A 24,244-nucleotide genomic window follows, 5' to 3' on the forward strand; every position below is an offset into this window, starting at 1 on the left:
CGTGGTAAAAGTGTGGTTGCCAGACTTTTCAGGGCTCCCTTTAGGGAGCGACCACAGGAGATAGGCCCTTATAGGGCCTGTTCAAACCACCCGTTCAACGGGTGGTTTTGATTGGAAAGCGGAGGACGGTTCGGCGCGGAGCAGATCCGCCAGAAGCTACGGCGAAAGGGCATCCGCCTGGGCAAAAAACGCATCCGGCAGATGATGGACGCCATGGGACTGATCAGTTGTGAGCCGCTGCAGACCGAGTATCTGCCCCGGCAGCCGGAGGTTCCTTTCGTGGCGGAGGGCAACCATGTCGAAATTCTATGATGATGCCCGGAAGTGGCAGCTCTACGTCCGGCACCGACGGGGCCGGACACTGACGCAGCTGCAGGATGAAACCGGCATCACCGACAAACCCCTGCGCGCATGGTTCCGCACCTTCGATGCCCAGCTGTCCTGTCCCGACAACCAGGACCTGCTGCGGCTGCAGGAAGAGCTCCGTGCGCTGCGGGAGCAGCACCGGCAAACCACTGCAGAACTGGAGGCAGTGCGTACCATCGTGCAGCAGGCTCTACCGGAGTTCACCCGCTTTCAGACCGCTTGCCGATGGATTCCCGTCTACGGACCCAACCTGACCTGCCGGCTTTTCGGCATCCGCAAATCCAACTTCTACTACCGCACCCAGCGTCGTCCCGCCAAAACCCAGAACCAGCAGCGGGACGAAGTGCTGCGCCCGCTGGTGGAAAAACTCTACCTGCGCTCCGGCAAGCGGATCTCCGCCGAGGCAATCCGGCAGAAGTTGCTGGCCCAGGGACTCTCCATCAGCAAGCGAAAGGTTCTTTCCTTCCTGCGGGAATGGAAGGCAGACAAGGGAACCACTTCTGCCCGTATGTCTGCGGCAGCGGCCCGGCGCCGCTTCTGCCATCTCAACCTGCTGGACCGCCAGTTCAACCCGGAGGCCCCGAACAAAGCCTGGGTCAGCGACATCACCGAGCTGCACTATGCCGGCGGCAAGCTCTACCTGTGCGTTGTGCTGGACTTATTCTCCCGCAAGGTCCTGGCAGCCAGGGCCTCCTGCCAGAATGACACCGCCCTGGTGGCCCGGACCTTTGAGACCGCCTTTCTCCGGAGAGGACGCCCCCGCGGCCTGCTTTTTCACAGCGACCAGGGCCGGCAATACACCTCGGATTACTTCCGGGAATTGCTGGAGGAGTTCAGTGTCCGGCAGTCCTTTTCGACGCCCGGTGTCCCCTATGACAACGCCGTCATGGAATCCTTTTTTGCCAGCCTGAAGAAAGAGGAATACCACCGGTATTTCTACAAAAGCATCGAGGCACTGTTGGATTCCTTGCGGCAGTACCTGCTCTTTTACAACCGGCAGCGCCCCCACAGCCGGTTGGGATACCGGACACCGGAGGAGATGGAACAGCTGTATAAAACGAAACAGGCGGCCAGTACATTGACTGACCGCCTGCTTCCTGCCGACAACCTATAAACTATAAAATCCGTAGTTGGTTTATAGAGTGAAAACTCTTAAAATCCAACTACGGATCAGTGGTTGCGGGGACAGGACTTGAACCTGCGACCTCCGGGTTATGAGCCCGACGAGCTACCATCTGCTCTACCCCGCGATATTTAAGCGCCCTTCGTTTGGGTGCTTGAATATAATACCACAACACGGGGTACCTGTCAAGAGGTTAGTGCAAAAAAACTTTGCTTCCTATGTGTCGGACGCAGGCACAGACCCGGCAATACCGCCGGGCCTGTGCTGCAACAATCAGGACAGTTCAAACATACCGTTATACAGTTGGTAATATTCGCCCTTTTGGGCCAGCAGCTCCTCGTGGGTGCCGCGCTCCACAATGTGCCCATGCTCCAGCACGATGATGGCATCGGCGTTGCGCACGGTGGACAGCCGGTGGGCAATGACAAACACGGTGCGCCCTTCCATCAGGCGGTCCATGCCCTTTTCAATGAGGGCCTCGGTACGGGTGTCGATGCTGGAAGTAGCCTCGTCCAGGATCAGCACCGGCGGGTCGGCCACCGCTGCCCGGGCAATGGCCAGCAGCTGGCGCTGCCCCTGGCTGAGGTTGGCGCCGTCGGCGGTGACCATTGTATCATACCCCTGGGGCAGGCGGCGGATAAAAGAATCCGCGTTGGCAATCTTCGCCGCCTCCTCGATCTCCTGCCGGGTGGCATCCAGCTTGCCGAAGCGGATATTATCCGCCACCGTGCCGGTGAACAGGTGGGTGTCCTGCAGCACGATGCCCAGGCTGCGGCGCAAGGCATCCTTGCGGATAAGCCGCACGTCGATACCGTCGTAGGTGATGGAACCTGCCGTTACATCGTAAAAACGGTTGATCAGGTTGGTAATGGTGGTCTTGCCGGCACCAGTGGACCCCACAAAAGCGATCTTCTGGCCGGGCTTGGCATACAGGGAAAGTCCCTCCAGAATCAGATGGCCCTTCACATAGCCGAAATCCACGTTATGGAACCGCACGTCACCGTTCAGCGGCTGGAACGGCACCCGGGGGCGGCTGCGGTCACACCAGGCCCAGCGGCCGGTGGTTTCTCCTTCGGCGCAGGGGGTGAGGGTCCCGTCCGCTTCTTCCCGGACAGCCACCAGATCCACCGTGCCCTCGTCCACTTCCGGTGTTTCCTCCATGGTGGCAAAAATCCGTTCGGCACCGGCCAGGGCCGCCAGCAGGAAGTTCCCCTGCTGGGTAAACTGGTTGATGGGCATGGTGGTCTGGCGCACAAAGACCAGATAACTGGCCAGGCTGCCCAGGTCAGTCCATCCTTTCATGACCATCAGGCCGCCCAGCACCGCAATGACCGCGTAGTTGATATACCCGATACTGACCACCGCCGGGATCATGGTGGCGGCGTAACTCTGGGCACCGGTACCGGCCTTGCGCAGCTTTTCGTTGCGCTCCGCAAAGCCCGCCAGGTCGGCCTGCTGATGGTTGAACACCTTGATGACCTTCTGGCCGGCGATCATCTCCTCAATATAAGCATCCAGTTCCCCCAGGCAGCTTTGCTGCTTGGCGTAGTAGACACGGCTGTGCCGCGTACTGAAATTGATATACCAGAACATGGCGGCATACCCCACCACAATAAGCAGCGACAGCCGCCAGTTGAGCACGAAAAGCAGGATCAGGGTGCCGGTGACCTGGATAAAAGTCTGGATGACCAGGGCAAAGCTGTTGTTCAGGGCGTCCGAAACAGTGTCCACGTCGTTGGTGAACAGGCTCATCAGGTCGCCTTTGCGGTTGGTATCGAAAAACTGCAGGGGGAGTGTCTGCAGATGGGCAAACAGGTCGCGGCGGATCTCCCGCAGGATTTTCTGAGCGGCCCGGACCATGATCTGGCTGTAGCCCAGGGTGCAGAGGGCCCCCACCAGGTAGATCACAGCGGTCAGGCCCACACCGGCAGCCAGGTAGGACAGGCTGCCGTTTTCCAGCAGGCCGTTGACCACCGGGCGGATCATATAGGTGCCCAGCAGCGCCGCAATGGCACTGAGCGACGCCAGCACCGCCACCAGCGCCAGCATGATCCGGTGATGTTTGAGATAGCCCCCCAGGCAGCTGAGGGTATGGCCCAGGTTCTGCGGGCGGCGCCCTCCGGTGACTCTCATCATTGTGCGTCGCCCCCTTTCATCTGAGACTGATAAATCTCCTGGTAAATGGAATCATGCGCCAGCAGTTCAGCATGGGTGCCCACTGCATGAAGCCGCCCGTCATCCAGAATCACGATCAGGTCGGCGCTCTGCACCGAGCTGATCCGCTGGGCAATGATCAGCTTGGTCACATCGGTCAGGGCTGCCAGGGCGTGGCGGATGCCGGACTCGGTAGCGGTATCCACTGCGCTGGTGGAGTCATCGAAAATCAGCACCTTGGGATGTTTGAGCAGCGTCCGGGCAATGCAAAGCCGCTGCTTCTGACCGCCCGATACATTCACGCCCCCCTGCCCCAGGTCGGTATCCAGCCCCTGGGGCATACGGTTCAGGAATTCATCCGCGTGGGCGGCCCGGCAGGCGTCCCACAGTTGTTCCTCGGTGGCGTCGGGGTTGCCCCATTTCAGGTTGTCCCGGATGGTACCGGAGAACAGCAGGTTTTTCTGCAGCACAATGCCCACCGCATCCCGCAGCGCAGCCAGATCATACTCCCGCACGTTGCGGCCGCCCACCTTCACGGTACCGGCGGTGGCATCGTACAGGCGGGGAATCAGCTGGACCAGCGTTGTTTTGGCCGAGCCGGTACCGCCAATGATGCCCACGGTGGCCCCCGCCGGGATGTGCAGCGTAATATCCGAAAGGGCGCATTTTTCCGCACCGGCATTGTATTTGAAGCTGACGTTTTCAAAGTCAATGGCGCCGTTTTCAATGGTCGTCACCGGCTGTTCGGCGTTGTCCAGTGCAGGCTGTTCGGTGAGCACCTCCCGGATGCGGCGGGCGCTGGCCAGGGAGCGGGTCATCTGCAGGAACACGCCGGAGAACATCATGACCGAGTTGAGCACCTGCAGCACATAGCTGAGGAAGGCCGTAAGCTGGCCCACGCTCATATCCCCCGTAAGGATAAAGTTGCCGCCGAACCACATGATGCAGACGATGGCTGTGTACATGACGATCTGGAAGGAAGGCATATTGAGCACCGCAAACCGGAATGTTTCGGTGCTGGCATCACTGAGTTCGCCGTTGACTTCCTCAAACTGCTGGTTTTCCCAGTCACCGCGCACAAAGGCCTTGATGACCCGGATGGCGGTAAGACCTTCCTGAATACGGCTGTTCAGGTGGTCCACCGCGCTTTGCTGGCGGCCGTAGAGCGGCGCCACCTTACTGACGATCCAGGCCAGCATAAGGGCCAGGATGGGGGTAGCCACCACAAAGACCAGCGTCAGCCGGGGACTGAGCAGAAACGCCATGCCCAGGCCCATAAACAGCATGAGGGGGCTGCGCACCAGCGGGCGCAGGCCGGTGTTCACGGCGTTGAGCAGCACGGTGGCATCGGTGGTCATGCGGGTGACCAGGGACGCCGTGGAAAAATGGTCCAGGTTGGCGAAGTCAAACTTCTGGACGGCGGCATACTCTGCCAGGCGCAGTTCCGCTGCAAACCCGTTGGCATAGCGGGCCGCAAAACGGGCATACAGCAGGCCGGTGACCAGGGCCAGCACCGCGCAAAGCGCCATCAAAAGTCCCTGCCGCAGAATAATCTGCATATCGTGGGCCGGGACGCCCTCATCGATCAAGGTAGACATAAGCACCGGGATGACCATTTCAAACCCGCACTCCAGAAAAAGCAAGCCCACCGCCACGATCAGATCCCGCCGGTAGGGTTTGCTGTAGCCGAAAATCAGCCGTAGATCCTGCATAAACATCCCTCCTGATATTCTGACAGTTTCCTATACCTTCTTATATGATCAGCGCCGACGGTCCGGCAGCTGGCTGGCCACAATGGCGGCAAACATCAGCACGCAGCCTGCCAGTTCGGCACCCGAAAGGGTCTGCCCCAAAATAAGCCACCCGGCCAGCGCACTGAATACGCTTTCCAGGCACATGGCCAGGCTGGCAATGGTGGGGTCCAGTTCCTTCTGGCCTACGATCTGCAGGGTGTAGGCCACACCGCTGGACATAATGCCGCAGTACAACACCGAAACTGCCGCCCCCGCAAACTGTGCGAGGGTGGGCTGTTCCAGTGCAAACATAAAAATGGTAGAAAATACCGACACCGTAAAAAACTGGGCAAAGCTGAGCTGGATGCCATCCAGCCGGGGGCTGAAATGATTGACCAGCAGAATCTGCAGGGTAAACAGAACAGCGCAGAGCAGCAGCTGCCACTCGCCGCCGGTCAGGGCCAGGGTATCCCGCCCGGCCAGGCAGAGCAAGTACAGCCCCACCACACTGACCGCCACGCAGGCCCACAGTTTGGGGCCGGGACGCCGCCCCAGAAAGACGCCAAACACCGGCACCAGCACCACATACAGGGCGGTCATGAACCCGGCCTTGGCGGTGCTGGTGGTACCGATGCCTATTTGCTGGGCGGCCGAAGCCGCAAACAGGACGATGCCGCACAGCCCGCCGCCGATGACCAGCGTTTTGCCGTGCAGCCAGAAGGGCAGCCGCTGCCCCCGGCGCTGCTGCCCTACCCGGCGCACCCCCATGAGGCCCAGCAGAAACGCGCAGGCCAGCCAGCTGCGGCCTGCCAAAAAAGTATACGGGCCCATGTAAGTGCTGCCCACACTCTGGGCCACAAAAGCCGTGCCCCAGATCAGCGCTGCAAACACCAGCAGCAGGGTATTGCGCAGTTGCCGTTTGTTTTCCATTCCCGTAAAATCCCCCTTGCAGCCACAAAACCGCCCGCGCCATCAACATTGACGGCACGGGCGGAGTGGTGATTCTTCCTGTTCAGCTGTTTATTCTTCGCCCTCGATGGTGGTCAGGGTCTCGCTGCCGAGGCCCTGAATCTTCAGTCCGCCCGTGACGTAGTAAATGCTGGAATCATAGCTGATATTCACTTTGTACTGTTTGCCGGGGGTCAGGCCGGAAATGGTCTGGGTGTAGCAGGTACCGTCGGTGGTATAGTACACCGTGGAGCCGATCACATAGCTGGTGGTCGTTTTGTCCTCAGACAGTTCCCACACCGCCACCTTGAAGGTCTGGTAGTTTTCGTTGGTGGATTCGGTGGTGGCATAGCCGGTGACGGTGATGGTATCGCTGCCGGCCACAAAGTATTCGGTGTTGCGGTTGGCAATGCCGTTGAAGGCCACGTAAAGGGTATCCCCTTCCACCTGGGTGACCAGCTTGCCGGAAGTGGTATCCATTCCTTCGGGGAAGCTCACTTCACCGCCCGCTGCGGCCATCACATCGGTGGATTCCTCTTCCTCGCCGGAGCCTTCCTCGATGAAGCCCAGGGCCGTAACGGTCTTGACGATCAGGTTTTTCATCGTTTCTTTGGGCGAGCAGGCGGACAGCGAAAGGGCCAGGCAGAGCGCCAGGGCCAGTGCGATCCATTTGCGGGTACGTTTCATATTGGTAAACCTCCGTGGGGTGGAAATCGTAAGTCGTGCGACATATAAAGGTATTATACCGCATTTGAAGGCGGTGTACAAGTTTTTTGCAAAAAAACCACAAAAAGGCCCCTTGGGATGTCAAAAGAGGGGACATCCCCGCACGGCGGTGCCTGCCGGGTCTGTTTTTTTCCCCCCTCTTGGACTCCCCCCTCGACAAAACAGAACGGCAAATCGTGCACGAACCGTACACAATTCGCCGTCCTGTTTCCCTGTATGTGTCAGCGTTGGTCGGCACATGCCCGCCGACGCCGACAGAATCCATTTTTGTATGCGGTCGCTTTACAGGCAGTTACCGCTTGATATCGTAGTTCATGTTCATCAGGTTGCGGATGCTGTCCACATCGTCGGTGATGTTGGCGTCGCCGTGGATGGTGTGCTTGATGGCACTGGAAGCCACCGCAAAGTTGATCATATCCATGGGGCGGTAATCGTGCATCATGGCGTAGATCAGGCCGCTGGCAAAGGCATCGCCGCCGCCCACGCGGTCCAGAATGTTGAAGGTGTAGAGCTTGCTCTCGAAGGTATGGCCCTCATACCACATAAAGGCTTTGAGGCTGTTCTCGCTGCCGGAATGTACATACCGCACATGGCGGCCGATGCACTTGATGTTGGGGTAACGCTCGATAAACCGCTGGAAGATCTCGTCCTGCTGTTCATAGCTGGGCTGCAGGGGCACGCCGTCCTTCCAGTCCCCCTTGCTGTGGTCTTCCTCGTCCTTCCACAGGTGGTAGGGCTCAATGCCGAAGAGCACATCCACATAGGGCAGGCAGCGGGTGCAGTAATCCCGGGCCTGCTCCCAGGTCCACAGCTGGCTGCGGAAGTTGCCGTCAAAGCTGACGGTCAGGCCTTTTTCCTTGGCGGCCTGCAGGCAGCGCAGGATAAAGTCCGCACAGTTCTGGTTCAGTGCCGGGGTAATGCCCGACAGATGCAGCCAGTCAAAGCCGTCGAAGAGGGCGTCCAGGTCCACTTTGGACAGGTCGTACTCGGTCAGGGCGCTGTGCATACGGTCATAGATGACCTTGCTGGGGCGGATGCCGTAACCGGTTTCCAGGTAATAGGTTCCCAGACGGTGGCTGGGGGTCTCTTCCTTGGTGGAAAGGATCATGGGTGTGCAGTGCACATCGTTGGAGCGCAGCCACCGGATGGCACTTTTGCCCAACGAGTTGTTGGGCACCACACTGAAGAAGGTGGAGTCCACCCCCAGGTTGGCCAGCGCCAGGGCGATGTTGGCCTCGCTGCCGCCGTAGCTGGCTTCAAAGTTGGAGGCCATGCGGATCTTTTCGTAGTTGGGCGGGGTCAGGCGCAGCATGACTTCGCCGATGGTAATGAATTTTTGCGGGCTTTGCTGGCCCTGCAGAATGGGGTTACAGTGTTCCATGCAAAAGGCACCTCCTGGGATCGTTTTGTAATCTTGCGGGGGAAATGCGTTGGTTATTGTCCTTTTCATTGTACGGCATTCCCTACCCGATTGCAAGACAATCATATTCGATGCAACGCGTTTATTTTTTGACGATCTGCCATACAGTCAGCGGTTCGCACAGGCCGCATTCCGCCACCGGTTCGGCCTGCAACCCCGCCTGCCCGGCTGCCTGCTGTGCGGTGCCCGCCCCGGCTGCATCCTCAAAGAAATACACCGCAGCGCCTTCTTCCACCCATTGGGCCAGGGTGTCGGCATCCGTCAGATCGTACAGATTGTCATACACCGATTTGGGCAATTCGCCGGGCGTCACCTGCCAGCCGTAGCTTTCCCGCTCACACAAACCGGCCAGTTTTTCCTGCACCCGGGTCACGGTGGAAACCAGTTTGGCATCCTCGGGCAGGGTATCCAGTACCGCCAGGGTGGAACGGGTCTCGGCGGCCTGGTACTGCTGGTCGGCCACAAAGACGCGGGCATTGCCCCAGGCCGTGACCAGCAGCACCGCCAGCACCAGCGGCTTGACGCGCTGCCGCGGCAGCACCGCCAGGGCCGCCGCCACGCCCAGCCACAGGCAGCCCAGTTCCGGCACCAGGTAGCGCGCCACAAATACCGGCCGCACCAGCGCCGAAGCCACCAGCCCCACCGCCACGGTCCAGAACGGGCACAGCAGCGCGGCGGCGGTAAACAGTCCGTCGGCACCGCGGGGCCGGGCGGCCAGCCACAGCACCGTCACCAGCGCCACCGCCACCCACAGGCTGCCCGTTCCGAACAGGAAGGTACCGTAGCCTTTGACGGTTTCCCCGGTGATGGGTTCGATCCAATAAGAGCCCTTGACGGTGTGCAGCTGTCCCAGCAGCACAAAGAGCCAGGGCAGATAGGCAGCCGCCGTGACCGCTGCCGCCACGCCCCAGTGCAAAAGCCCCCGCCGGTCGCGGCGGACCAGCTGCCAGACCAGCAGCGCCAGGTAGGCAATCGCCACGGCCACACAGGCGAAATAGTGGGTGTAGGCGGCCAGCAGGCCGAACACCACCAGCCCCGCCCAGCCGCGGCGGCGCCCGGCGCGGGCGGTGTACCAGGCAGCCAGCAGACCGCCGGTGACAAAAAACAGTCCCCAGCTGTACATCCGGATCTCGGTACCATAGTCCAGCAGCTTGGGCATACCGCCCAGGCACAGGCTGAACACCCCGGCCCCCAGGCGGACCGGGCCGTTTTTCCGCCAGCCGATCACCCCGGCGCCCAGAAGCAGCAGCGCATAGGGCAGCAGCGAAACCAGCTTGGCCAGCGGAATGACCGGCACACCGGGCAGCACCGCCGCAAAGGCCTTGACGATCAGGTAATACAGCGGCGGGTGTACATCAGCCGCCGTCAGCGCCACCAGTTCCGTGACGGGATGACGGATCAGCTTGAGGGTGAACACCTCGTCCTGCCAGATATAGCCGTTGGCAAAAACAAAATATCCCTGCAGCACCACCAGCACCGCCCCGCAGGCCCACAGCACCGCAAAGAGAGGGCGGCTTTCCAGCACGGCGCGGCAGCGGGCATCCCCCGCCGTGCCGCTCTGCAGCAGCCAGACCGCCGCCACCAGCGCCGCCGGCAGGGCAGCTGCCGCAGCCGCCACGGCCAGTACCCCCACCAGCAGGGAGGATTCCAGCCCCAGGCGGGCCGCAATGCCCTCAAATTTCCAGTGCTGTGCAAAAAGCACGCCGCCCCAGGCAGCGGCCAAAGCGCCGCACACTGCGCCCAGGGGGTCCAGCCGGGCACGCAGCCATCCCCACAGGGCCGGTGCGCGCCCCAGGGCCGCCGCCCCCAGCAGGGCCAGCACTCCGCAGAGCAGCACCGCTTTTTTGGAGCTGCCCGCAGCCCACAGGGCCAGCAGCACCCCGCCCGAAAGGGCAAAAGGCAGATTTTGAAGGATTCGTTTGCCGTTCATGGGCGTATAAACTCCTTACGTTTTGTTCAGTACCCCCATTATACGCCCCGGGGGCCGGGGGTGGCAAGCCGCAAAAAGCCCCGCGCCAAAAAGCGCGGGGCCGTTGGGTCAATCCTGCATTTCCTGTTCAAAGCGGTCGATCTTGTCCATCTGACCAATGACGGTGACGGTGTCCCCCGCCGCAAAACGGTAACTGGCGGTGAACTCCACATCGGTGCGGCCGCCCCGCTCCACGGCGATGATGTTGATGCCGTAGACCCGGCGCACATCCAGTTCCTGGATGCTGCTGCCCACTACGCGGCCGTCCGCCACGATGCGGCGTACTTCCACACCGTCGGCCAGGGCCACATAGTCCAGCAGGTTGCCGAAAATCAGCCGCCGCCCAATGCGCACAGCCATGTCGGCTTCGGGGTAAACCACCGTGGCGCCCATCCGTTTGAGCACCTCGCCGTGGACTTCGCTGGTGGCTTTGGCAATGACGTTGGGCACCCCCAGTTTGATCACCAGCATGGTGGTCAGGATGCTCATGTCGATCTGCTCACCGATGCACACCGTGACCGTGCCGCAGTTCTGCATGCCGGTCTCCTTGAGGGCAGTCTCGCTCAGGTTATCCACCACAAAGGCGTAGTCGGTATAGGGGCGCACCTCGCGGACGCGCTCCTCGTTCTTATCAATGGCAATAACTTCCTTGCCGGCTTCCGAAAGGGTCTTGACCAGCGCCGCGCCGAAGCGGCCCAGGCCGATGACGCCGTACAGCGTCGAAGGATCGTGTTTTTTCATAGTTGCACCTTCCTGAATGGATGGAAAAATCAGCCGATGGTAATGGCTTCTTCGGTATAGCGGGCCAGCGGTCCGGGGCGCTCGACCCAGATGGACAGCAGCGTAAAGGCACCTACGCGCCCGGTGTACATGGTAAGGATCAGCACGAACTTGCTCACATCCCGCAGACCGGGGGTGATGCCGGTGGAAAGACCTACGGTACCGAAGGCCGACACATCCTCAAACAAAAGCTGCACAAAGGTGGCTTCCGGTTCCAGCACACAGAGCAGGAAGGTACCGGTACAGACCACCGTGACGCCCAGCAGGGCGATGGTGGCCGCTTTGCCCAGCGCGTTTTCGGGCAGACGGCGGTGGAAGGCCCCGGGCCGCCGTTTGGTGAAGATGCACCAAATCTCCTGCATAAGCACAAAGAAGGTGGTGGTCTTGATACCGCCGCCGGTAGATCCCGGCGATGCACCGATGAACATGAGAATGATCAGCACAAACAGACCGGCGTCACTCAGGTCCCCTATGGAGATGGTGGAGAAGCCCGCCGTACGGGCCGAAACACTGTGGAAGAATGCCGCCATCCAGCCCACATGGTCGGTGATCTGCAAAAGCACCGTACCCGAAACCAGCAGCACCCCGGTGGTGGTAAGCACCACTTTGGTGTGCAGGGTGAACTTGCGGAACCGGAACCGGCATTTGACCACATCCACCATGACCAGAAAGCCGATGCCGCCGAAGATGATCAGCGCACAGGTGACCAGGTTGAGCCAGAGGTTATCGTGGTACGGGATCAGGTTGCGCAGACCGCCCAGAATGTCAAAACCGGAGTTGTTGAAAGCCGCCACCGAGTGGAAGATACTGACCCACAGCGCATGCAGCGGCGGAAAATCCTGGATGAACACCGGGAAACTGAGCACCACGCCCCCCAGTTCAAAGCAAAGGGTAAAGAACAGCACCGCCCGGATCAGGCGGATCATGCCTTCCAGGCTGTCCACATTGAGGGCTTCCCGCACCAGGGTGCGCCCCCGCAGGCTGATGCGCCGCCCCGCCGCCAGGGCCAGCCCCATGCCGATGGAGGTGACCCCCAGACCGCCGATCTGGATCAGGCCCACCAAAACCGCCTGACCGAAAGGCGTAAAGGATTCGGCCGAGTCCACCGCGATCAGACCGGTCACGCAGACCGCACTGGTGGAGGTGAACAGGGCATCCACCCAGCTGACGGTGGCGGTGTCCCGCACCGAAACCGGCAGTTTGAGCAATGCCGCCCCCAGCAGAATGGCCAGGGCAAAGCCCAGGGCAATGATGCGGGCAGGCGGCTGCCGCTTGAGAAAATTCAAAAAACGTTTTACAGTATTCATTCGGTTCCCTCTGCGGTGAAAAAAGGCAAAAAAATACGAGCCTTCCCGTCTGTTTGGAAGTCCCGTCCTGCCCGGCAGGCCATACCGCTGTGCCCTGCCTTGTAGCCGGATAAATAGAGCCATCCAACGGTGTCGGATACTCTATGACAGACTCCACCACTTATCCTGACTGATATTGTCCCTACCATAGCACGAAACCCGGCGCTCGTCAAGAGGGGGCAAATTCCCCCGGACGGCAGCACTTTTGCTGCGCAGCAGCAATTCAGCGCTTTATCGTTTGTTTTTGCGCAAAAAGCAGTTTCGGCGGGCAGTGGCGGAATCGGGGCCTTCTCTTGCGTGGTATCGTAAAATCGTGTATAATGAGTTGTTACTTCTATAAGTATAGTCAGGAGGTGCGCCGTTGAGCCTGCAGAGTTTCGGCTTTTTCGGCTTTTTACTGGTGGTGGCTGCGGTGTACCTGCATCTGCCGCAGCGGTGGCAGAGCCCCTTTTTGCTGGGCGCCAGCTGGGTATTCTATGCGCTGGCCATGCCGTCCATGCTGCCGGTGACCATTGCCATTGCGGTATTTACCTATCTTTGCGGCCGGGCCCTGGCCGGCCCCCACAAAACCGCCGTTCTGCGGGTGGGGGTCGTGGGGCTTCTCTTCATCCTTGCCTTTTTCAAGTACAACGGTGCCTTTGCCGGGTTGGCGGGCTGGCAGGCCGTGGCCATGCCTCTGGGCATCAGCTTTTACAGCTTTGCGGCCATCGCCTACCTGATCGATGCTGCCCGGGGCGACTGTGAGGTGGAGGCCAACTTCATCCACTGTGCGCTGTTCCTGAATTTTTTCGCCACTGTCACCCAGGGCCCCATCTGCCGGGGCGGCGCGTTTTTGCCCCAGCTGAAAGAGGAACACCGCTTTGACGCCGCCCGCACCGTGCGGGGCCTGCGGCTGATGGCACTGGGCCTGTTCAAGCTGGTGGCCGTGAGCGACGTGCTGGGGGTACTGGTGGATGAAGTATTCCCCCACTACCAGACCTACGGCGGCCCCATGCTGATTCTGGGCGCCGTGGCCTATACCTTGCAGCTGTATTTCAACTTTTCCGGCTATTCCGAGGTTGCCCGGGCCGTGGGCCTGTTCCTGGGGCTGGACCTGCCGGAAAACTTCAAAACGCCTTTCTTTGCCACCAACTTTTCCGGATTCTGGAGCCGGTGGCATATCAGCTTTTCTTCCTGGTTACAGGATTATCTGTTCATGCCGCTGGCCTGGGCGGATCTGTCCGGCGTGAGCCGGGGCCGTCTGCAGCGCCTGCCTGCCGAAGTCTGCGTCTTTACGGTATTCTTTGTATCGGGCTTCTGGCACGGCAACACCCTGCCCTTTGTGGTGTGGGGCCTTTTGCAGGCCTGCTATCGTCTGGGGGAGGAACTGCTCCACCGCCGGTTCGGCAAACCCAAAAAGAAAGCCCCCCTGCGGGTGGTGCGCGCCAAGCGGGCCGTGGTCTTTGTGCTGTGGACGGTAAGCATGGTGTTCTTCCGGGTGGGTTCCGCCCCCGCAGGTACCCTGACCGTGAACGATGCCTTCGGCTATCTGGCCGGGTGGTTCCGGGGCTGGAATCCCGCCCGCTTTGCCGGGGAACTGTACAGCGCGGTGTATACCGCCTTCTACGCCAACACCATCATGGTGGCGGCCTACTACGCCTTTATGGCAGCGGTGCTGGTACTGGCCTTCTGGCTGGATACCCGCCGGGCTTTCACCTATAAAAACAAGCCTGCCGAGATCGCCCTGGCCGGAGAAAAACACCGCTGGGTGATCTACTATCTGCTGGTGATCTGCCTGCTGGCGGGTTACATCATGCAGAGCGGCGGCTTCGGCAATGCGGGATTCGGCATGTATGCGGGATTTTAAAACGCTGCTTTGCTGCTTCAGAGGGGACAAGTTCCCCGCAGGTGTCTGCATCGTCGGCGCACTGCGCCCGCAGGCGCGTTTCGTAGGCCAACCGCTGCGCAGCAGCGGCTCTTAGGCCGTAGATGTCCGCCGGTGCAGACGGTTTTGAATAACGCCATTGCCACACCAACAGAAAGGATTGGCCTGTGAAAAATATTCTGAAAAAACTGGCGCTGCTGGCCATTCCGGTACTGGTCTGGCTGGCGGTGTTTGTGGCCTTTGAGCCCAACAACTATTTTGGGCTTAAGGCATCTGCCGGTTCCAGCCAGCCGGTGGCGCGGGTGCGCGCCTACCAGCAGTCCCCCGGCACCCACCTGATTTTGGGCGACAGCCGCCTGGCCCACTTTGATATGGACCTGGTGGAGGAAGTAAGCGGCGAAACCTGGCAGAACCTGTCCTTCGGCGGTGCTTCCCTGAAAGAGACCCTGGACCTGGCGGATTACGTACTGGACAGCGGCAACCCCGTGGATAGCCTGCTCATCGGGCTGTCCTTCTACACCCTCAACGAAGGGTACAACACCGACCGGTTTGCCCAGCTGGAGGAAACGCTGAACAATCCCCTTGCCTACTGCCTGAATCTGGAATACAACGTCAACGCCCTGACCGTGCTGATGGACACCATCCGCGGCACGCCGGACACCATTGAATCCGGCGACTGGGTGGAGAGCGATTATCTGGCCGACGACGGCACCGTGCTGCCGCTGCACCGCAAACTGTACGATTACCCGGCCACCATCACCCCCAAATGCCGCAACTGGGCCCTGAACACCGAGCAGTTGGAACGGCTGCACCAACTGGGGCAGACCTGCGCGGCCCGGGGTGTGGAGCTGATCGTGGTGCTGCCGCCCATGGCGGACAACGTGCGCACCGAAGTGTGCGACGTGTTCGGCATCACCGAGGCTATGGAGAACCAGGTGCTGCCCACCCTGCGCACCTGGAGTGAGGAAGGGGCCTTTACCCTGCTGGACTACGAGTGGGGCGGCAGCTGCATTACCGACGACGACACCCAATTTTACGACGGGTTCCATCTGGACGAACGCTACGGCCTGCCCGACTGGACGGCCCAGCTGTTCAGCGACCTGAAGGCCTGAGAGCAAGGAGAAGCTTGTGGCACTGGATTTTTTGATTTTGTATGAGCACACGGTGCGCGAATACGAGAGCGACCTGCTGCTCAAATTAGAGCTGGAACGCCGGGGCTACTCGGTGGAGATCCGCCAGCTGCTGGACCCCAAATACCTGCGCCTGTTCCGCCGGGACAAACCGGAGGTACTGGTGGCCAGCTGCATGTATGACAACGAGGCCATCAACAGCCATGTGTACAACAACATCGGCCGCTGCAACAAGATCGTGAACCTGCACTGGGAGCAGATGCTTTCCGACACACAGGAGGAAGGCGACTGGTTCAACATGAACGGCAACGCCAAAAAGTGCGTGCAGACCTGCTGGGGCAAGCGCACCGCCTTGCGGCTGCAGGCCCACGGCATGGAGGCCAAGAACACCCCCGTCACCGGCGCCGTGATGATGGACTTTCTGCGCCCGGAATTTACCGGTTATTTCCTGGACAAACAGGCCCTGTGTGAGAAATTCGGCCTGGACCCCGCCAAAAAGCTGCACCTGTACATTTCCAGCTTTGGCTATGCCAGCATGAACGATGACGAGGTGGCCGAACTTTCCAGAATGGCGGGTACCGACTTTACCGGTTTTGCCCGTACCAACCGGGTTTCCATGACCCAGACGCTGGACTGGTTTGACCGTTACCTGGCCGAACACCCCGAGGTGGAACTGGTCTACCGCCGCCACCCCAGCGAGTGGAACAGCCCCGCCCTGGAAGAACTGGCCCGCAAACGGCCCAACTTCCACGTGATTTTTGCCGATTCGGTCAAACAGTGGATCGTGGCGGCGGATTCCATCTCCATCTGGATGAGCACCGCCATTGCTGAAGTATACATGGCCGGCAAAAGCTGCCACATCCTGCGCCCCGTGCCCATTGAGCACGAGTACGACCCCGTCATCTACAAGGGCGCCCGCTATGTGACCACCTACGAGGAATTTACCGCCGCCATGGCCGAGAATGACCCGCCCTTCCCCATTGAGCGGGAGGTCATCGAGGGGTACTTTGACCCCTCCCCCATCCCCGCTTACCGCCGGATGGCCGACCTGCTGGAGGATGTGTACAAAAACCCGCCCCGGGACGAACCCATGGGAGAAGGCTTCAAGCCCCATTTCAATCTGCTGAAATTCTGCGCCCTGGCCGGGGTACACTTTTTGTACCGCCGGGGCTGGGAACCCCGCCGGGTGTTTGGTTTCTGCCCGCCGCTGGCCAATTTTGCCCAGCGCATCTACGGCTATGTGGACAAGGCCCATGTGACCCCCGAACAGGTGGCCGCCATGACCGACCGCATCCGGCCTTATGTCCGCTAAAGGAGGCGCCTGTATGCCAGACAGCGAAAAGAAAGCGTCCGCCGGGCAGAGCTTTGCGGGCAACGTGATGAAATATTCGGTGGCCACCTATCTGGGTTTTGTGATCACCGGCGTGGCCCTCATCGTCAAAGGCCTGCTGCCCAGCGAGGTGCTGGGCGCCCCGGTCACCTTTATGACCTACACCGCCACCTTTATGAACATCGGCATCCTGGGATTGGACCAGGCATTGCTGCGCTTTTACCACGAGCCCCCCGCCGGAGCCAAACCCCGGCAGCTCTTTGCCGGGTGTACCCGCCTTTCGGTGGCGTTCATGCTGGCGCTGGGCGTGGTGTGCAGCCTGTTTTTTGCCCGGCCCCTGGCCGCCGCCCTGGGCCTCGGCACCGCCGGGCCCGGCATCATTCCGTTGCTGTTTGTAAATGCCGGGCTGTACATGCTGGTGCGGTACCTGAACGTATTGCTCCGGCTGGAAAACGACCTGCGGGCCTACACCGCCGAGACCCTGTGGATGCAGACCTGCTACAACCTGATCTACCTGCTGCCGGGCTTCTTCACCTCCAATGTGACCATCCTGGCATTGGCGGCCATCCTCAGCTTCGGCGTGGTGGTCATTGCCTTCGGGTTCAAGTACCGGGCCGCCGCTTTCAGCGATCTGCCCGCTCCCATGGCTGCCGGCATCGCCCGCACCGTGCTGCCCTACGGCATCGCCCTGGCCCCGGCCCAGATTTTGTTCAGCCTGTCCAGCGGCGTCTGCCTTTCCTTCATCAGCAACTACTGCGGCGACAACGCCCAGGGCCTGTTTGCCTTCGGCTACAGCCTGGCCCAGCTGGTCACCGCCATCCAGGCAGGTTTTTCCACCTACTGGGGGCCTTACGTTTACGCCCATTACCGGGAGGAACAGGAGCGCATCGCCCGGGTGCATGACATCCTGAATCTGCTGATCTTCGGGTTCTTCTGCGTGCTGGTCATGTTCGAGGACATCGTGTTCTGGATCTTTGCCAACAAACGGGACTGCCTGGCCATCTTCCCCCTGCTGATGCTGGCCGTGGTGTTCACCATCCTGTGCGAGGGCACCGTCTACGGCAACTCCATCGCCCGCAAACCCTGGCACGATACCATCGGCATTGCCATCGGCGCGGCAAGCAACTTTGTGCTCTGCTCGGTGCTGGTGCCCTCCATGGGGCTTACCGGTGCAGCCCTTTCCCTGGCTGCCAGCAACGGTCTGGCCTTTTTGTACCGCACCGTCACCGGCCAGATGTACTACCGCACCATTCCCAGCTTTGCCAAAACCGTTTCGGGCTTCCTGCTGGCCTTTGCGGTAACGGCCGCCGGTACCCTGCTGTGGCAGCATTTTGTGCTCAAGTTCCTGCTGGCGGGCACCACCCTGTTTATCTATTGCACCCTGTACCGCACCCAGCTCATCAAATTGTGGCAGATGGGCCTGGGCATCCTGCGGAGCATTCTTTCCAAAAAGTAAACCGTCTGAAAAGAGGAGTCAACCATGAAACATTGCGGCACCCAGGAGCTGGAAACCGGCCGCCTTGTATTGCGGCGGCTGTCGGTGGATGACAGCGAAATGATGTACAACAACTGGGCCAGCGACCCGGAAGTGACCCGGTACCTGCGGTGGAATGCCCACCGCACCTGGACCGAAACGGCGGAGCTGCTCAACGAATGGGAAAAACATTACCCCGACCCTGCCTATTACCAGTGGGGCATTGTGGAAAAACGCAGCGGCGTGCTGTTCGGCACCATCAGCCTGTTTTCGGCGGTGGATATGAAAACCGGATGGCACCTGAACACCGAACGCCTTGGCCCCACCTGGGAGACCGGCTATGCCCTGGGCCGCAAGTGGTGGAACAAAGGCTATGCCACCGAGGCCCTGTGTGCCGTGCGGGACTACTGGTTCGACACGGTGGGCGCCCTGTGGCTGGCAGCCTGCCATGCCAACGACAACATTGCCAGCAGCGCCGTGCTGCAAAAGGCAGGGTTCGTGTATGACCACGACATCACCGACCACAAATTTGACGGCACCCCGGTACCCTGCCGGGCGTACCATCTGATCAAAGAGGATTTATGAGCGAGATTACCTTGGATTTCGGCACCACGGCCCAGAAGCAGACCCAGGGGGAGGCCATCCCCGTGGTATTGCTGGCACTGGACCAGGGCCGGTACGACATGACCCGCAGCCTGGACGAACTGCGGGCACTGGCTGACGCCAACGGCATGGAGGCAGTGGCCGAGGTGGTGCAGAAGCGCGCCGTTCCGGAAGCCGCCACCATGCTGGGGGAAGGCAAAGTGGCCGAAGCACGGCTGGTCTGCCAGAACCTGAACGCCCAAGCCGCCATTTTTGACGGCGAACTGACCGGCAGCCAGATCCGCAACCTGTCGGCGGCGCTGCAGGTGGAGGTGCTGGATCGCACCATGCTGATCCTGGAGATTTTCCGGGCCAGAGCCACCACCAACGAAGGCAAGCTGCAGACCGAACTGGCCACCCTGCGCTATCAGCTGCCCCGCCTGCAGGGGCTGGGCGAAAGCCTGAGCCGCCAGGGCGGCGGTGGCGGCGGCGGTGCCGGTGCCCGCCGCGGCGCCGGTGAAACGAAACTGGAACTGGACCGCCGGCACCTGCACCAGCGCATCGAACACCTGGAAGGCAAACTGCGGGAGATGGAAAAGCGCCGGGGTGAAACCCGCCGCGCCCGCCGCAAGAATAACGTGCCGGTGATTGCCCTGGTGGGCTACACCAACGTGGGCAAATCCAGCCTGCTGAACGCCCTGTGCGGGGAACAGATTTTTGAAGCGGACATGCTGTTCGCCACCCTGGACCCCACCGCCCGCAAGCTGACGCTGCCCAGCGGGCTGCAGGTCATTCTGGTGGACACCGTCGGCTTTGTAAGCCGCCTGCCCCACCACCTGGTGGAAGCCTTCAAGAGCACCCTGGAGGAAGCAGCCTTTGCGGATGTGATCGTAAAGGTGGCCGATGCTTCCGACCCCCAGGCCACGGAACAGCTTTCGGTCACCGATGAGGTGCTGGGCACGCTGGATTGCGGGGATATTCCCCAGCTGGTGGTCTACAACAAATGCGACGCCGCCAACCTGACGGCCTTTGACCCGGCCATGCTGCTGACCAGCGCCAAGACCGGCCGCGGATTGCCGGAACTGCTGGCCCGCCTGGACGAGGAACTGGCCCACCGGGTACGCACCATTGAGGTGGTGCTGCCCTACGACAAGCTGGCGCTGGCAGACATCCTGCGCAGCCGGGGCAGCGTTCTGGCCGAAGAATACCGGGATACCGGCGTCTATTACCAGGGCACCGTAAAGATCGATGATCTGCATCGGTTTGAGCCCTACCTGATCTAAGTTGACAGGTCCCCTCCGGGCCGCTATACTTTCGATAGAAACACAGTACAAAGAACAAAGGGGTTTTGTTTATGGCATCCAACGTACGCACCCGCTTTGCGCCGTCGCCCACCGGCTATATGCACGTAGGCAACCTGCGCACCGCGCTGTACACCTATCTGCAGGCCCGCCACAATGGCGGCACCTTTATCCTGCGCATTGAGGACACCGACCAGGGCCGTCTGGTGGAAGGCGCCACCGATATCATCTACGGCACCCTGCGCGCCACCGGCCTGACCTGGGACGAAGGCCCGGACATCGGCGGTCCCGTGGGCCCCTACGTACAGAGCGAACGCATGGGCATGTTCAAGCAGTATGCGGAGCAGCTGGTAAAGGAAGGCAAGGCTTATTACTGCTTCTGCACCGAGGAGCGGCTGAACGAGCTGCACGAGGCACAGCGCGCCGCCGGTGAGATGACCCACTACGACGGCCACTGCCGCAACCTGAGCGAAGAGGAAGTGGCGGCCAAGCTGGCGGCAGGCGAACCCTATGTCATCCGCCAGAAGATTCCCGAGAGCGGCGTGGCGGGCTTTGACGATGTGGTCTACGGCCACATTGAGGTGAACGTCAGCGAACTGGACGACCAGATCCTGATCAAGACCGACGGCATGCCCACCTACAACTTTGCCAACGTGGTGGACGATCACCTGATGGGCATTTCCCACGTGATCCGCGGCAGCGAGTACCTGTCCTCCACCCCCAAATACAACCTGCTGTATGAGGCTTTCGGCTGGGAGAAACCCATCTACGTCCACTGCCCGCCGGTCATGAAGGACGCCCAGAACAAGCTGTCCAAGCGCAACGGCGACGCCAGCTACCAGGACCTGGTGGCCAAAGGCTATCTGCCCCAGGCGGTGCTGAACTATCTGCTGCTGCTGGGCTGGGCCCCGGAAGGCGAGCAGGAGATCTTCACCCTGGACGAGATGATCAAGATCTGGGACCCCAGCCGCATTTCCAAGTCCCCGGCCATCTTTGACCCGCTGAAGCTGCGGGCCATCAACGCGGCGTACATCCGCGCCCTGCCGGCGGAGGAGTTCCGCCGTCTGGCCGACCCGTTCATTGACAGCGCCGTGCATCGCGACATTGACCGCGACCTGCTGTGCGCCAACCTGCAGCCCCGCTGCGAAGTGCTGGAGGATATTCCCCCGCAGCTGGATTTCTTTGACGCGGTGGTGCCCTATGATGCGGAGCTGTACCGCAACAAGAAGCAGAAAACCACCCCGGAAAGCGCCAAAGAGGCCCTGACCGCCCTGCTGCCGGTGCTGGAAGGCATGGCAGACTGGAACCGGGATGCCATCTTTGAAGCCTGCAAGGTGCTGGCCGAGCAGATGGAGAAAAAGAACGGCTGGCTGCTGTATCCCCTGGGCATCGCGCTCTCCGGCAAGAGCCGTACCCCGGGCGGCGGCACCGACCTGGCCGCCATGCTGGGCAAGGAGGAAACCCTGGCCCGCGTACGCACCGCCCTGGCGGCACTGTAACCTGAATCAAAAGGGGGAACGGGCCCGCACGGCAATTGCCTGCCGGGCCTGTTCCCCCTCTTTGGAATCCCCCTCGACAAAATTTTACCCAAAACCGCGCACTCGGCCTTTGGGCCTCGCACACAATTTCGGGTAAAATTTCCCTGTCGGTGTTCCCATCGTCGGCACATGTCCGCTGATGGGAACTTTTTTTATTCTTTCTGTGTAAAGGCGTACCAAAAGAACTTTCCATGAAAAAGCAGAGGCCCGTGGCATCCGCCACGGACCTCTGCTTTTTGTTTGGAGTTTCTTTGGTTCTTTCTTTGCAAAGAAAGAACAGGAACAAGTCCCCTTCCGGGGATTATTCGTCGTCGGCGAAGTTGCCCAGCGCCTTGGCCTGTTCAATCACCTTGGCTTCCAGCATCTGGGGCAGGACCTCATACCGCACGAAATCGAAGGTATACCAGCCGCGGCCCTGGGTCAGCTGCCGCAGGAAGGTAGTGAAATCCTGCATTTCGGCCATGGGCACTTCCGCTTCCACCACCTGCATGCCGTCGTCGTCCGGGTTCATGCCCAGCACGCGGCCGCGCCGCTTGGTAACCTCACCCATAATATCGCCGGTGTTGTCCGCCGGGACGTGCGCCTGCAGGGCGCCGATGGGTTCCAGCAGCACGGGGCCAGCCTCGGGCACCGCAGCCTTATACGCCAGCTTGGCGGCCATAATGAACGCCATTTCGCTGGAGTCTACGGGATGGTAGCTGCCGTCCAGCAGGGTGGCTTTCATGCCCACCATGGGATACCCGGCCAGCACGCCGTGCTCGGCAGCCTGGCGGACACCCTTTTCTACCGCCGGGAAGAAGTTCTTCGGCACGCTGCCGCCGAACACGTTCTCGGCAAATTCAATGGTTTCGCCCTCGATGGGCTCGAACTGAATCCACACATCACCGAACTGGCCGTGACCGCCGGTCTGCTTCTTGTGGCGGCCCTGGGCCTTGCAGCTCTTGCGGATGGATTCACGGTAAGCGACCCGCGGGGTTTCCAGCGTGATCTCGACACCGAACTTATTCTTGAGCTTGGCAAGCGCCACTTCGAGATGCTGGGTCCCCAGACCGCTGATGATCTGCTGTTTGGTTTCGGGGTCCACCACAAAGGTGATGGCCGGATCTTCTTCAATCAGGCGGGCCAGCGCACCGGAAACTTTGCCTTCGTCGCCCTTCTTGGCCACCTTGACCGCCATGCGGTAGCTGGCAATGGGGTAGGAAGGCGCCGGCAGGGCTACCACACGGGCAGGATCGCACAGGGTGTCGCCGGTTTTGGCCGTGGCCAGTTTGGCCACCGCACCGATGTCACCGGTGGTGATGGCCGCGGTATCGGTCTGCTTTTTGCCGCAGATGGTCAGGGTCTTGCCCAGGCGCTCCGGCTGACCGGTGCGGCTGTTCACCACGTTGCTGGTGGCCGTCAGCTTGCCGGACAAAACCTTGATGAAGCTCAGCTTGCCCACGAACGGGTCCGCCACCGTCTTGAACACATAGGCGCAAAGGGGTGCATCCGGGTCGGCGGTCACTTCCACCGGCTCGCCGTCCTTGGTCTCGCCCACGGCTGCGGCGGTGTCGGCGCCGGGCAGCAGCACGTTCATGTTGTATAGCAGCATATCCAGCGCCTGGTTGTTCACGGCACTGCCGCAGAACACCGGGGTGATCTGGCCGCTGCGCACGCCGGTAGCCATGCCCTGTACGATCTCTTCCGTGGTGAAGGGTTCGCCTTCAAAGAATTTTTCCATCAGGGCCTCGTCGGTCTCGGCGATGGCCTCGCTCATGGCCTGGATCAACCCCTCAAAACGGTGGCCGATGTCGGGCAGGTCGATCTGGATCTGCTTGCCGCCCTCATACTTGAAGGCCTTCTGGCTGAACAGATTGATGTATGCAACGGTGCCGTCGTCCAGACGAACGGGCACCACACAGGGGCAGACACTGGGTCCGAACTGGATCTTCATCTGCTCCAGGATCTTGAAATAGTCGGCGTTTTCGAGGTCGGTCTTGGTCACAAAGATCATCCGCGCCTTGTTGTTCTTGCAGGCCAGGCGGTAGGCTTTCTCGGCACCTACGCTGACGCCCGAACGGCCCGATACGCAGATCAGCACACTCTCGGCAGCCATGACACCCTCAGCGGCGCCGGTCTCAAAGTCAAACAGACCCGGGGTATCGATCAGGTTGTACTTGATGCCCTGATACTCTACCGGAACCACGCTGGAATTCAGCGATGCTTTGCGGCGTACTTCTTCGGGGTCAAAGTCACTGGTGGTGGTGCCGTCTTCCACACGGCCCATGCGCTCGGTCGCACCGCTCAGATACAGCAATGCTTCGGTCAGCGTCGTCTTACCGCACCCGGCATGACCGGCCACCAGAATGTTGCGGATGTCTTTGCTTGCATAGTCCATGAATCGTCAAACCTCTTTTCGCGCCGGGGCTTTTACGCGCGCCCTGCGGCGTAGAATTATGGTGAATTTGAACATTTCTCACC

At 60.7% G+C, this 24,244-nt stretch carries 18 protein-coding genes and 1 tRNA gene; 9 read left to right on the forward strand and 10 right to left on the reverse strand.

All coding sequences use genetic code 11. The features are described from left to right. The first annotated feature begins 111 nt into the window (after nucleotides 1-111). A complete protein-coding gene (locus H6B10_RS00465; RefSeq protein WP_204648949.1) occupies nucleotides 112-312 on the forward strand; it encodes an IS3 family transposase in 201 nt (66 codons plus the stop codon). Next, nucleotides 296-1,480, forward strand: coding sequence for an IS3 family transposase (locus H6B10_RS00470; protein WP_204648950.1), 1,185 nt, complete (start codon nucleotides 296-298; stop codon nucleotides 1,478-1,480). The genes H6B10_RS00465 and H6B10_RS00470 overlap by 17 nt, the downstream gene beginning before the upstream one ends. Nucleotides 1,481-1,540: 60 nt before the next feature. On the opposite strand, the gene H6B10_RS00475 is transcribed toward H6B10_RS00470, so the two are convergent. The 9 genes from H6B10_RS00475 to H6B10_RS00515 form a co-directional block, all read right to left on the reverse strand. Then, nucleotides 1,541-1,616: transfer RNA gene (locus H6B10_RS00475), tRNA-Met, on the reverse strand. A 146-nt stretch (nucleotides 1,617-1,762) separates the two neighbouring features. Continuing rightward, nucleotides 1,763-3,625, reverse strand: coding sequence for an ABC transporter ATP-binding protein (locus H6B10_RS00480; RefSeq protein ID WP_204648951.1), 1,863 nt, complete (start codon nucleotides 3,623-3,625; stop codon nucleotides 1,763-1,765). Continuing rightward, nucleotides 3,622-5,355: an ABC transporter ATP-binding protein gene (locus H6B10_RS00485; protein ID WP_204648952.1), complete on the reverse strand. Its 1,734-nt coding sequence runs from the start codon at nucleotides 5,353-5,355 to the stop codon at nucleotides 3,622-3,624. The genes H6B10_RS00480 and H6B10_RS00485 overlap by 4 nt, the downstream gene beginning before the upstream one ends. Nucleotides 5,356-5,403: 48 nt before the next feature. Next, nucleotides 5,404-6,306 carry a DMT family transporter gene (locus H6B10_RS00490; RefSeq protein WP_204648953.1) on the reverse strand — a complete coding sequence of 301 codons (903 nt, stop codon included), beginning with the start codon at nucleotides 6,304-6,306 and terminating at the stop codon, nucleotides 5,404-5,406. 90 nt (nucleotides 6,307-6,396) lie between these two features. After that, nucleotides 6,397-7,011, reverse strand: coding sequence for a hypothetical protein (locus H6B10_RS00495; protein ID WP_204648954.1), 615 nt, complete (start codon nucleotides 7,009-7,011; stop codon nucleotides 6,397-6,399). 331 nt (nucleotides 7,012-7,342) lie between these two features. Then, a complete protein-coding gene (locus H6B10_RS00500) occupies nucleotides 7,343-8,431 on the reverse strand; it encodes a sugar kinase (protein ID WP_204648955.1) in 1,089 nt (362 codons plus the stop codon). Nucleotides 8,432-8,552: 121 nt separating this feature from the next. Beyond that, a complete protein-coding gene (locus tag H6B10_RS18660) occupies nucleotides 8,553-10,400 on the reverse strand; it encodes a glycosyltransferase family 39 protein (RefSeq protein WP_204648956.1) in 1,848 nt (615 codons plus the stop codon). Between the two features lie 108 nt (nucleotides 10,401-10,508). Then, a complete protein-coding gene (locus tag H6B10_RS00510; RefSeq protein WP_204648957.1) occupies nucleotides 10,509-11,180 on the reverse strand; it encodes a potassium channel family protein in 672 nt (223 codons plus the stop codon). Between the two features lie 29 nt (nucleotides 11,181-11,209). Beyond that, nucleotides 11,210-12,526: a TrkH family potassium uptake protein gene (locus H6B10_RS00515; RefSeq protein ID WP_204648958.1), complete on the reverse strand. Its 1,317-nt coding sequence runs from the start codon at nucleotides 12,524-12,526 to the stop codon at nucleotides 11,210-11,212. 400 nt (nucleotides 12,527-12,926) lie between these two features. Between H6B10_RS00515 and H6B10_RS00520 the strand changes: the two genes are divergently transcribed. The 7 genes from H6B10_RS00520 to gltX all read left to right on the forward strand — a co-directional run bounded on the left by H6B10_RS00520 (nucleotide 12,927) and on the right by gltX (nucleotide 21,745). Continuing rightward, entirely contained in the window at nucleotides 12,927-14,411 is a 1,485-nt protein-coding gene (locus H6B10_RS00520; protein WP_204648959.1) for an MBOAT family O-acyltransferase, read from the forward strand. Nucleotides 14,412-14,596: 185 nt separating this feature from the next. After that, entirely contained in the window at nucleotides 14,597-15,541 is a 945-nt protein-coding gene (locus H6B10_RS00525) for a hypothetical protein (protein WP_204648960.1), read from the forward strand. Nucleotides 15,542-15,557: 16 nt separating this feature from the next. Beyond that, entirely contained in the window at nucleotides 15,558-16,871 is a 1,314-nt protein-coding gene (locus H6B10_RS00530) for a surface carbohydrate biosynthesis protein (protein ID WP_204648961.1), read from the forward strand. A 13-nt stretch (nucleotides 16,872-16,884) separates the two neighbouring features. Next, the gene (locus H6B10_RS00535; protein WP_204648962.1) at nucleotides 16,885-18,345 is read left to right on the forward strand and encodes a lipopolysaccharide biosynthesis protein; all 1,461 of its coding nucleotides are present in this window, start codon (nucleotides 16,885-16,887) and stop codon (nucleotides 18,343-18,345) included. A gap of 24 nt (nucleotides 18,346-18,369) precedes the next feature. Next, nucleotides 18,370-18,948 (forward strand): GNAT family N-acetyltransferase, encoded by a 579-nt coding sequence (locus H6B10_RS00540; protein ID WP_204648963.1) that lies wholly within the window; start codon nucleotides 18,370-18,372, stop codon nucleotides 18,946-18,948. Next, nucleotides 18,945-20,228 (forward strand): GTPase HflX, encoded by a 1,284-nt coding sequence (hflX, locus tag H6B10_RS00545; protein ID WP_243427198.1) that lies wholly within the window; start codon nucleotides 18,945-18,947, stop codon nucleotides 20,226-20,228. Before H6B10_RS00540 ends, hflX begins: the two co-directional genes overlap by 4 nt. Before the next feature lie 71 nt (nucleotides 20,229-20,299). Continuing rightward, nucleotides 20,300-21,745: a glutamate--tRNA ligase gene (gene gltX / locus H6B10_RS00550; RefSeq protein ID WP_204648964.1), complete on the forward strand. Its 1,446-nt coding sequence runs from the start codon at nucleotides 20,300-20,302 to the stop codon at nucleotides 21,743-21,745. A 340-nt stretch (nucleotides 21,746-22,085) separates the two neighbouring features. On the opposite strand, the gene H6B10_RS00555 is transcribed toward gltX, so the two are convergent. Next, nucleotides 22,086-24,161 carry an elongation factor G gene (locus H6B10_RS00555; RefSeq protein ID WP_204648965.1) on the reverse strand — a complete coding sequence of 692 codons (2,076 nt, stop codon included), beginning with the start codon at nucleotides 24,159-24,161 and terminating at the stop codon, nucleotides 22,086-22,088. Nucleotides 24,162-24,244 lie beyond the last annotated feature (83 nt).

This window comes from Gemmiger formicilis (assembly GCF_016901605.1).
Classification (GTDB): domain Bacteria; phylum Bacillota; class Clostridia; order Oscillospirales; family Ruminococcaceae; genus Gemmiger; species Gemmiger formicilis_B.

What these genes read in the sequence shown, in the direction of transcription:
- H6B10_RS00540 (WP_204648963.1), top strand. Translation starts at nt 18,370, where the DNA reads ATGAAACATTGCGGCACCCAGGAGCTGGAAACCGGCCGCCTTGTATTG.
- H6B10_RS00500 (WP_204648955.1), bottom strand. Translation starts at nt 8,431, where the DNA reads ATGGAACACTGTAACCCCATTCTGCAGGGCCAGCAAAGCCCGCAAAAA.
- hflX (WP_243427198.1), top strand. Translation starts at nt 18,945, where the DNA reads ATGAGCGAGATTACCTTGGATTTCGGCACCACGGCCCAGAAGCAGACC.
- H6B10_RS00535 (WP_204648962.1), top strand. Translation starts at nt 16,885, where the DNA reads ATGCCAGACAGCGAAAAGAAAGCGTCCGCCGGGCAGAGCTTTGCGGGC.
- gltX (WP_204648964.1), top strand. Translation starts at nt 20,300, where the DNA reads ATGGCATCCAACGTACGCACCCGCTTTGCGCCGTCGCCCACCGGCTAT.
- H6B10_RS00555 (WP_204648965.1), bottom strand. Translation starts at nt 24,161, where the DNA reads ATGGACTATGCAAGCAAAGACATCCGCAACATTCTGGTGGCCGGTCAT.
- H6B10_RS00480 (WP_204648951.1), bottom strand. Translation starts at nt 3,625, where the DNA reads ATGATGAGAGTCACCGGAGGGCGCCGCCCGCAGAACCTGGGCCATACC.
- H6B10_RS00495 (WP_204648954.1), bottom strand. Translation starts at nt 7,011, where the DNA reads ATGAAACGTACCCGCAAATGGATCGCACTGGCCCTGGCGCTCTGCCTG.
- H6B10_RS00515 (WP_204648958.1), bottom strand. Translation starts at nt 12,526, where the DNA reads ATGAATACTGTAAAACGTTTTTTGAATTTTCTCAAGCGGCAGCCGCCT.
- H6B10_RS00510 (WP_204648957.1), bottom strand. Translation starts at nt 11,180, where the DNA reads ATGAAAAAACACGATCCTTCGACGCTGTACGGCGTCATCGGCCTGGGC.
- H6B10_RS00485 (WP_204648952.1), bottom strand. Translation starts at nt 5,355, where the DNA reads ATGCAGGATCTACGGCTGATTTTCGGCTACAGCAAACCCTACCGGCGG.
- H6B10_RS18660 (WP_204648956.1), bottom strand. Translation starts at nt 10,400, where the DNA reads ATGAACGGCAAACGAATCCTTCAAAATCTGCCTTTTGCCCTTTCGGGC.
- H6B10_RS00470 (WP_204648950.1), top strand. Translation starts at nt 296, where the DNA reads ATGTCGAAATTCTATGATGATGCCCGGAAGTGGCAGCTCTACGTCCGG.
- H6B10_RS00490 (WP_204648953.1), bottom strand. Translation starts at nt 6,306, where the DNA reads ATGGAAAACAAACGGCAACTGCGCAATACCCTGCTGCTGGTGTTTGCA.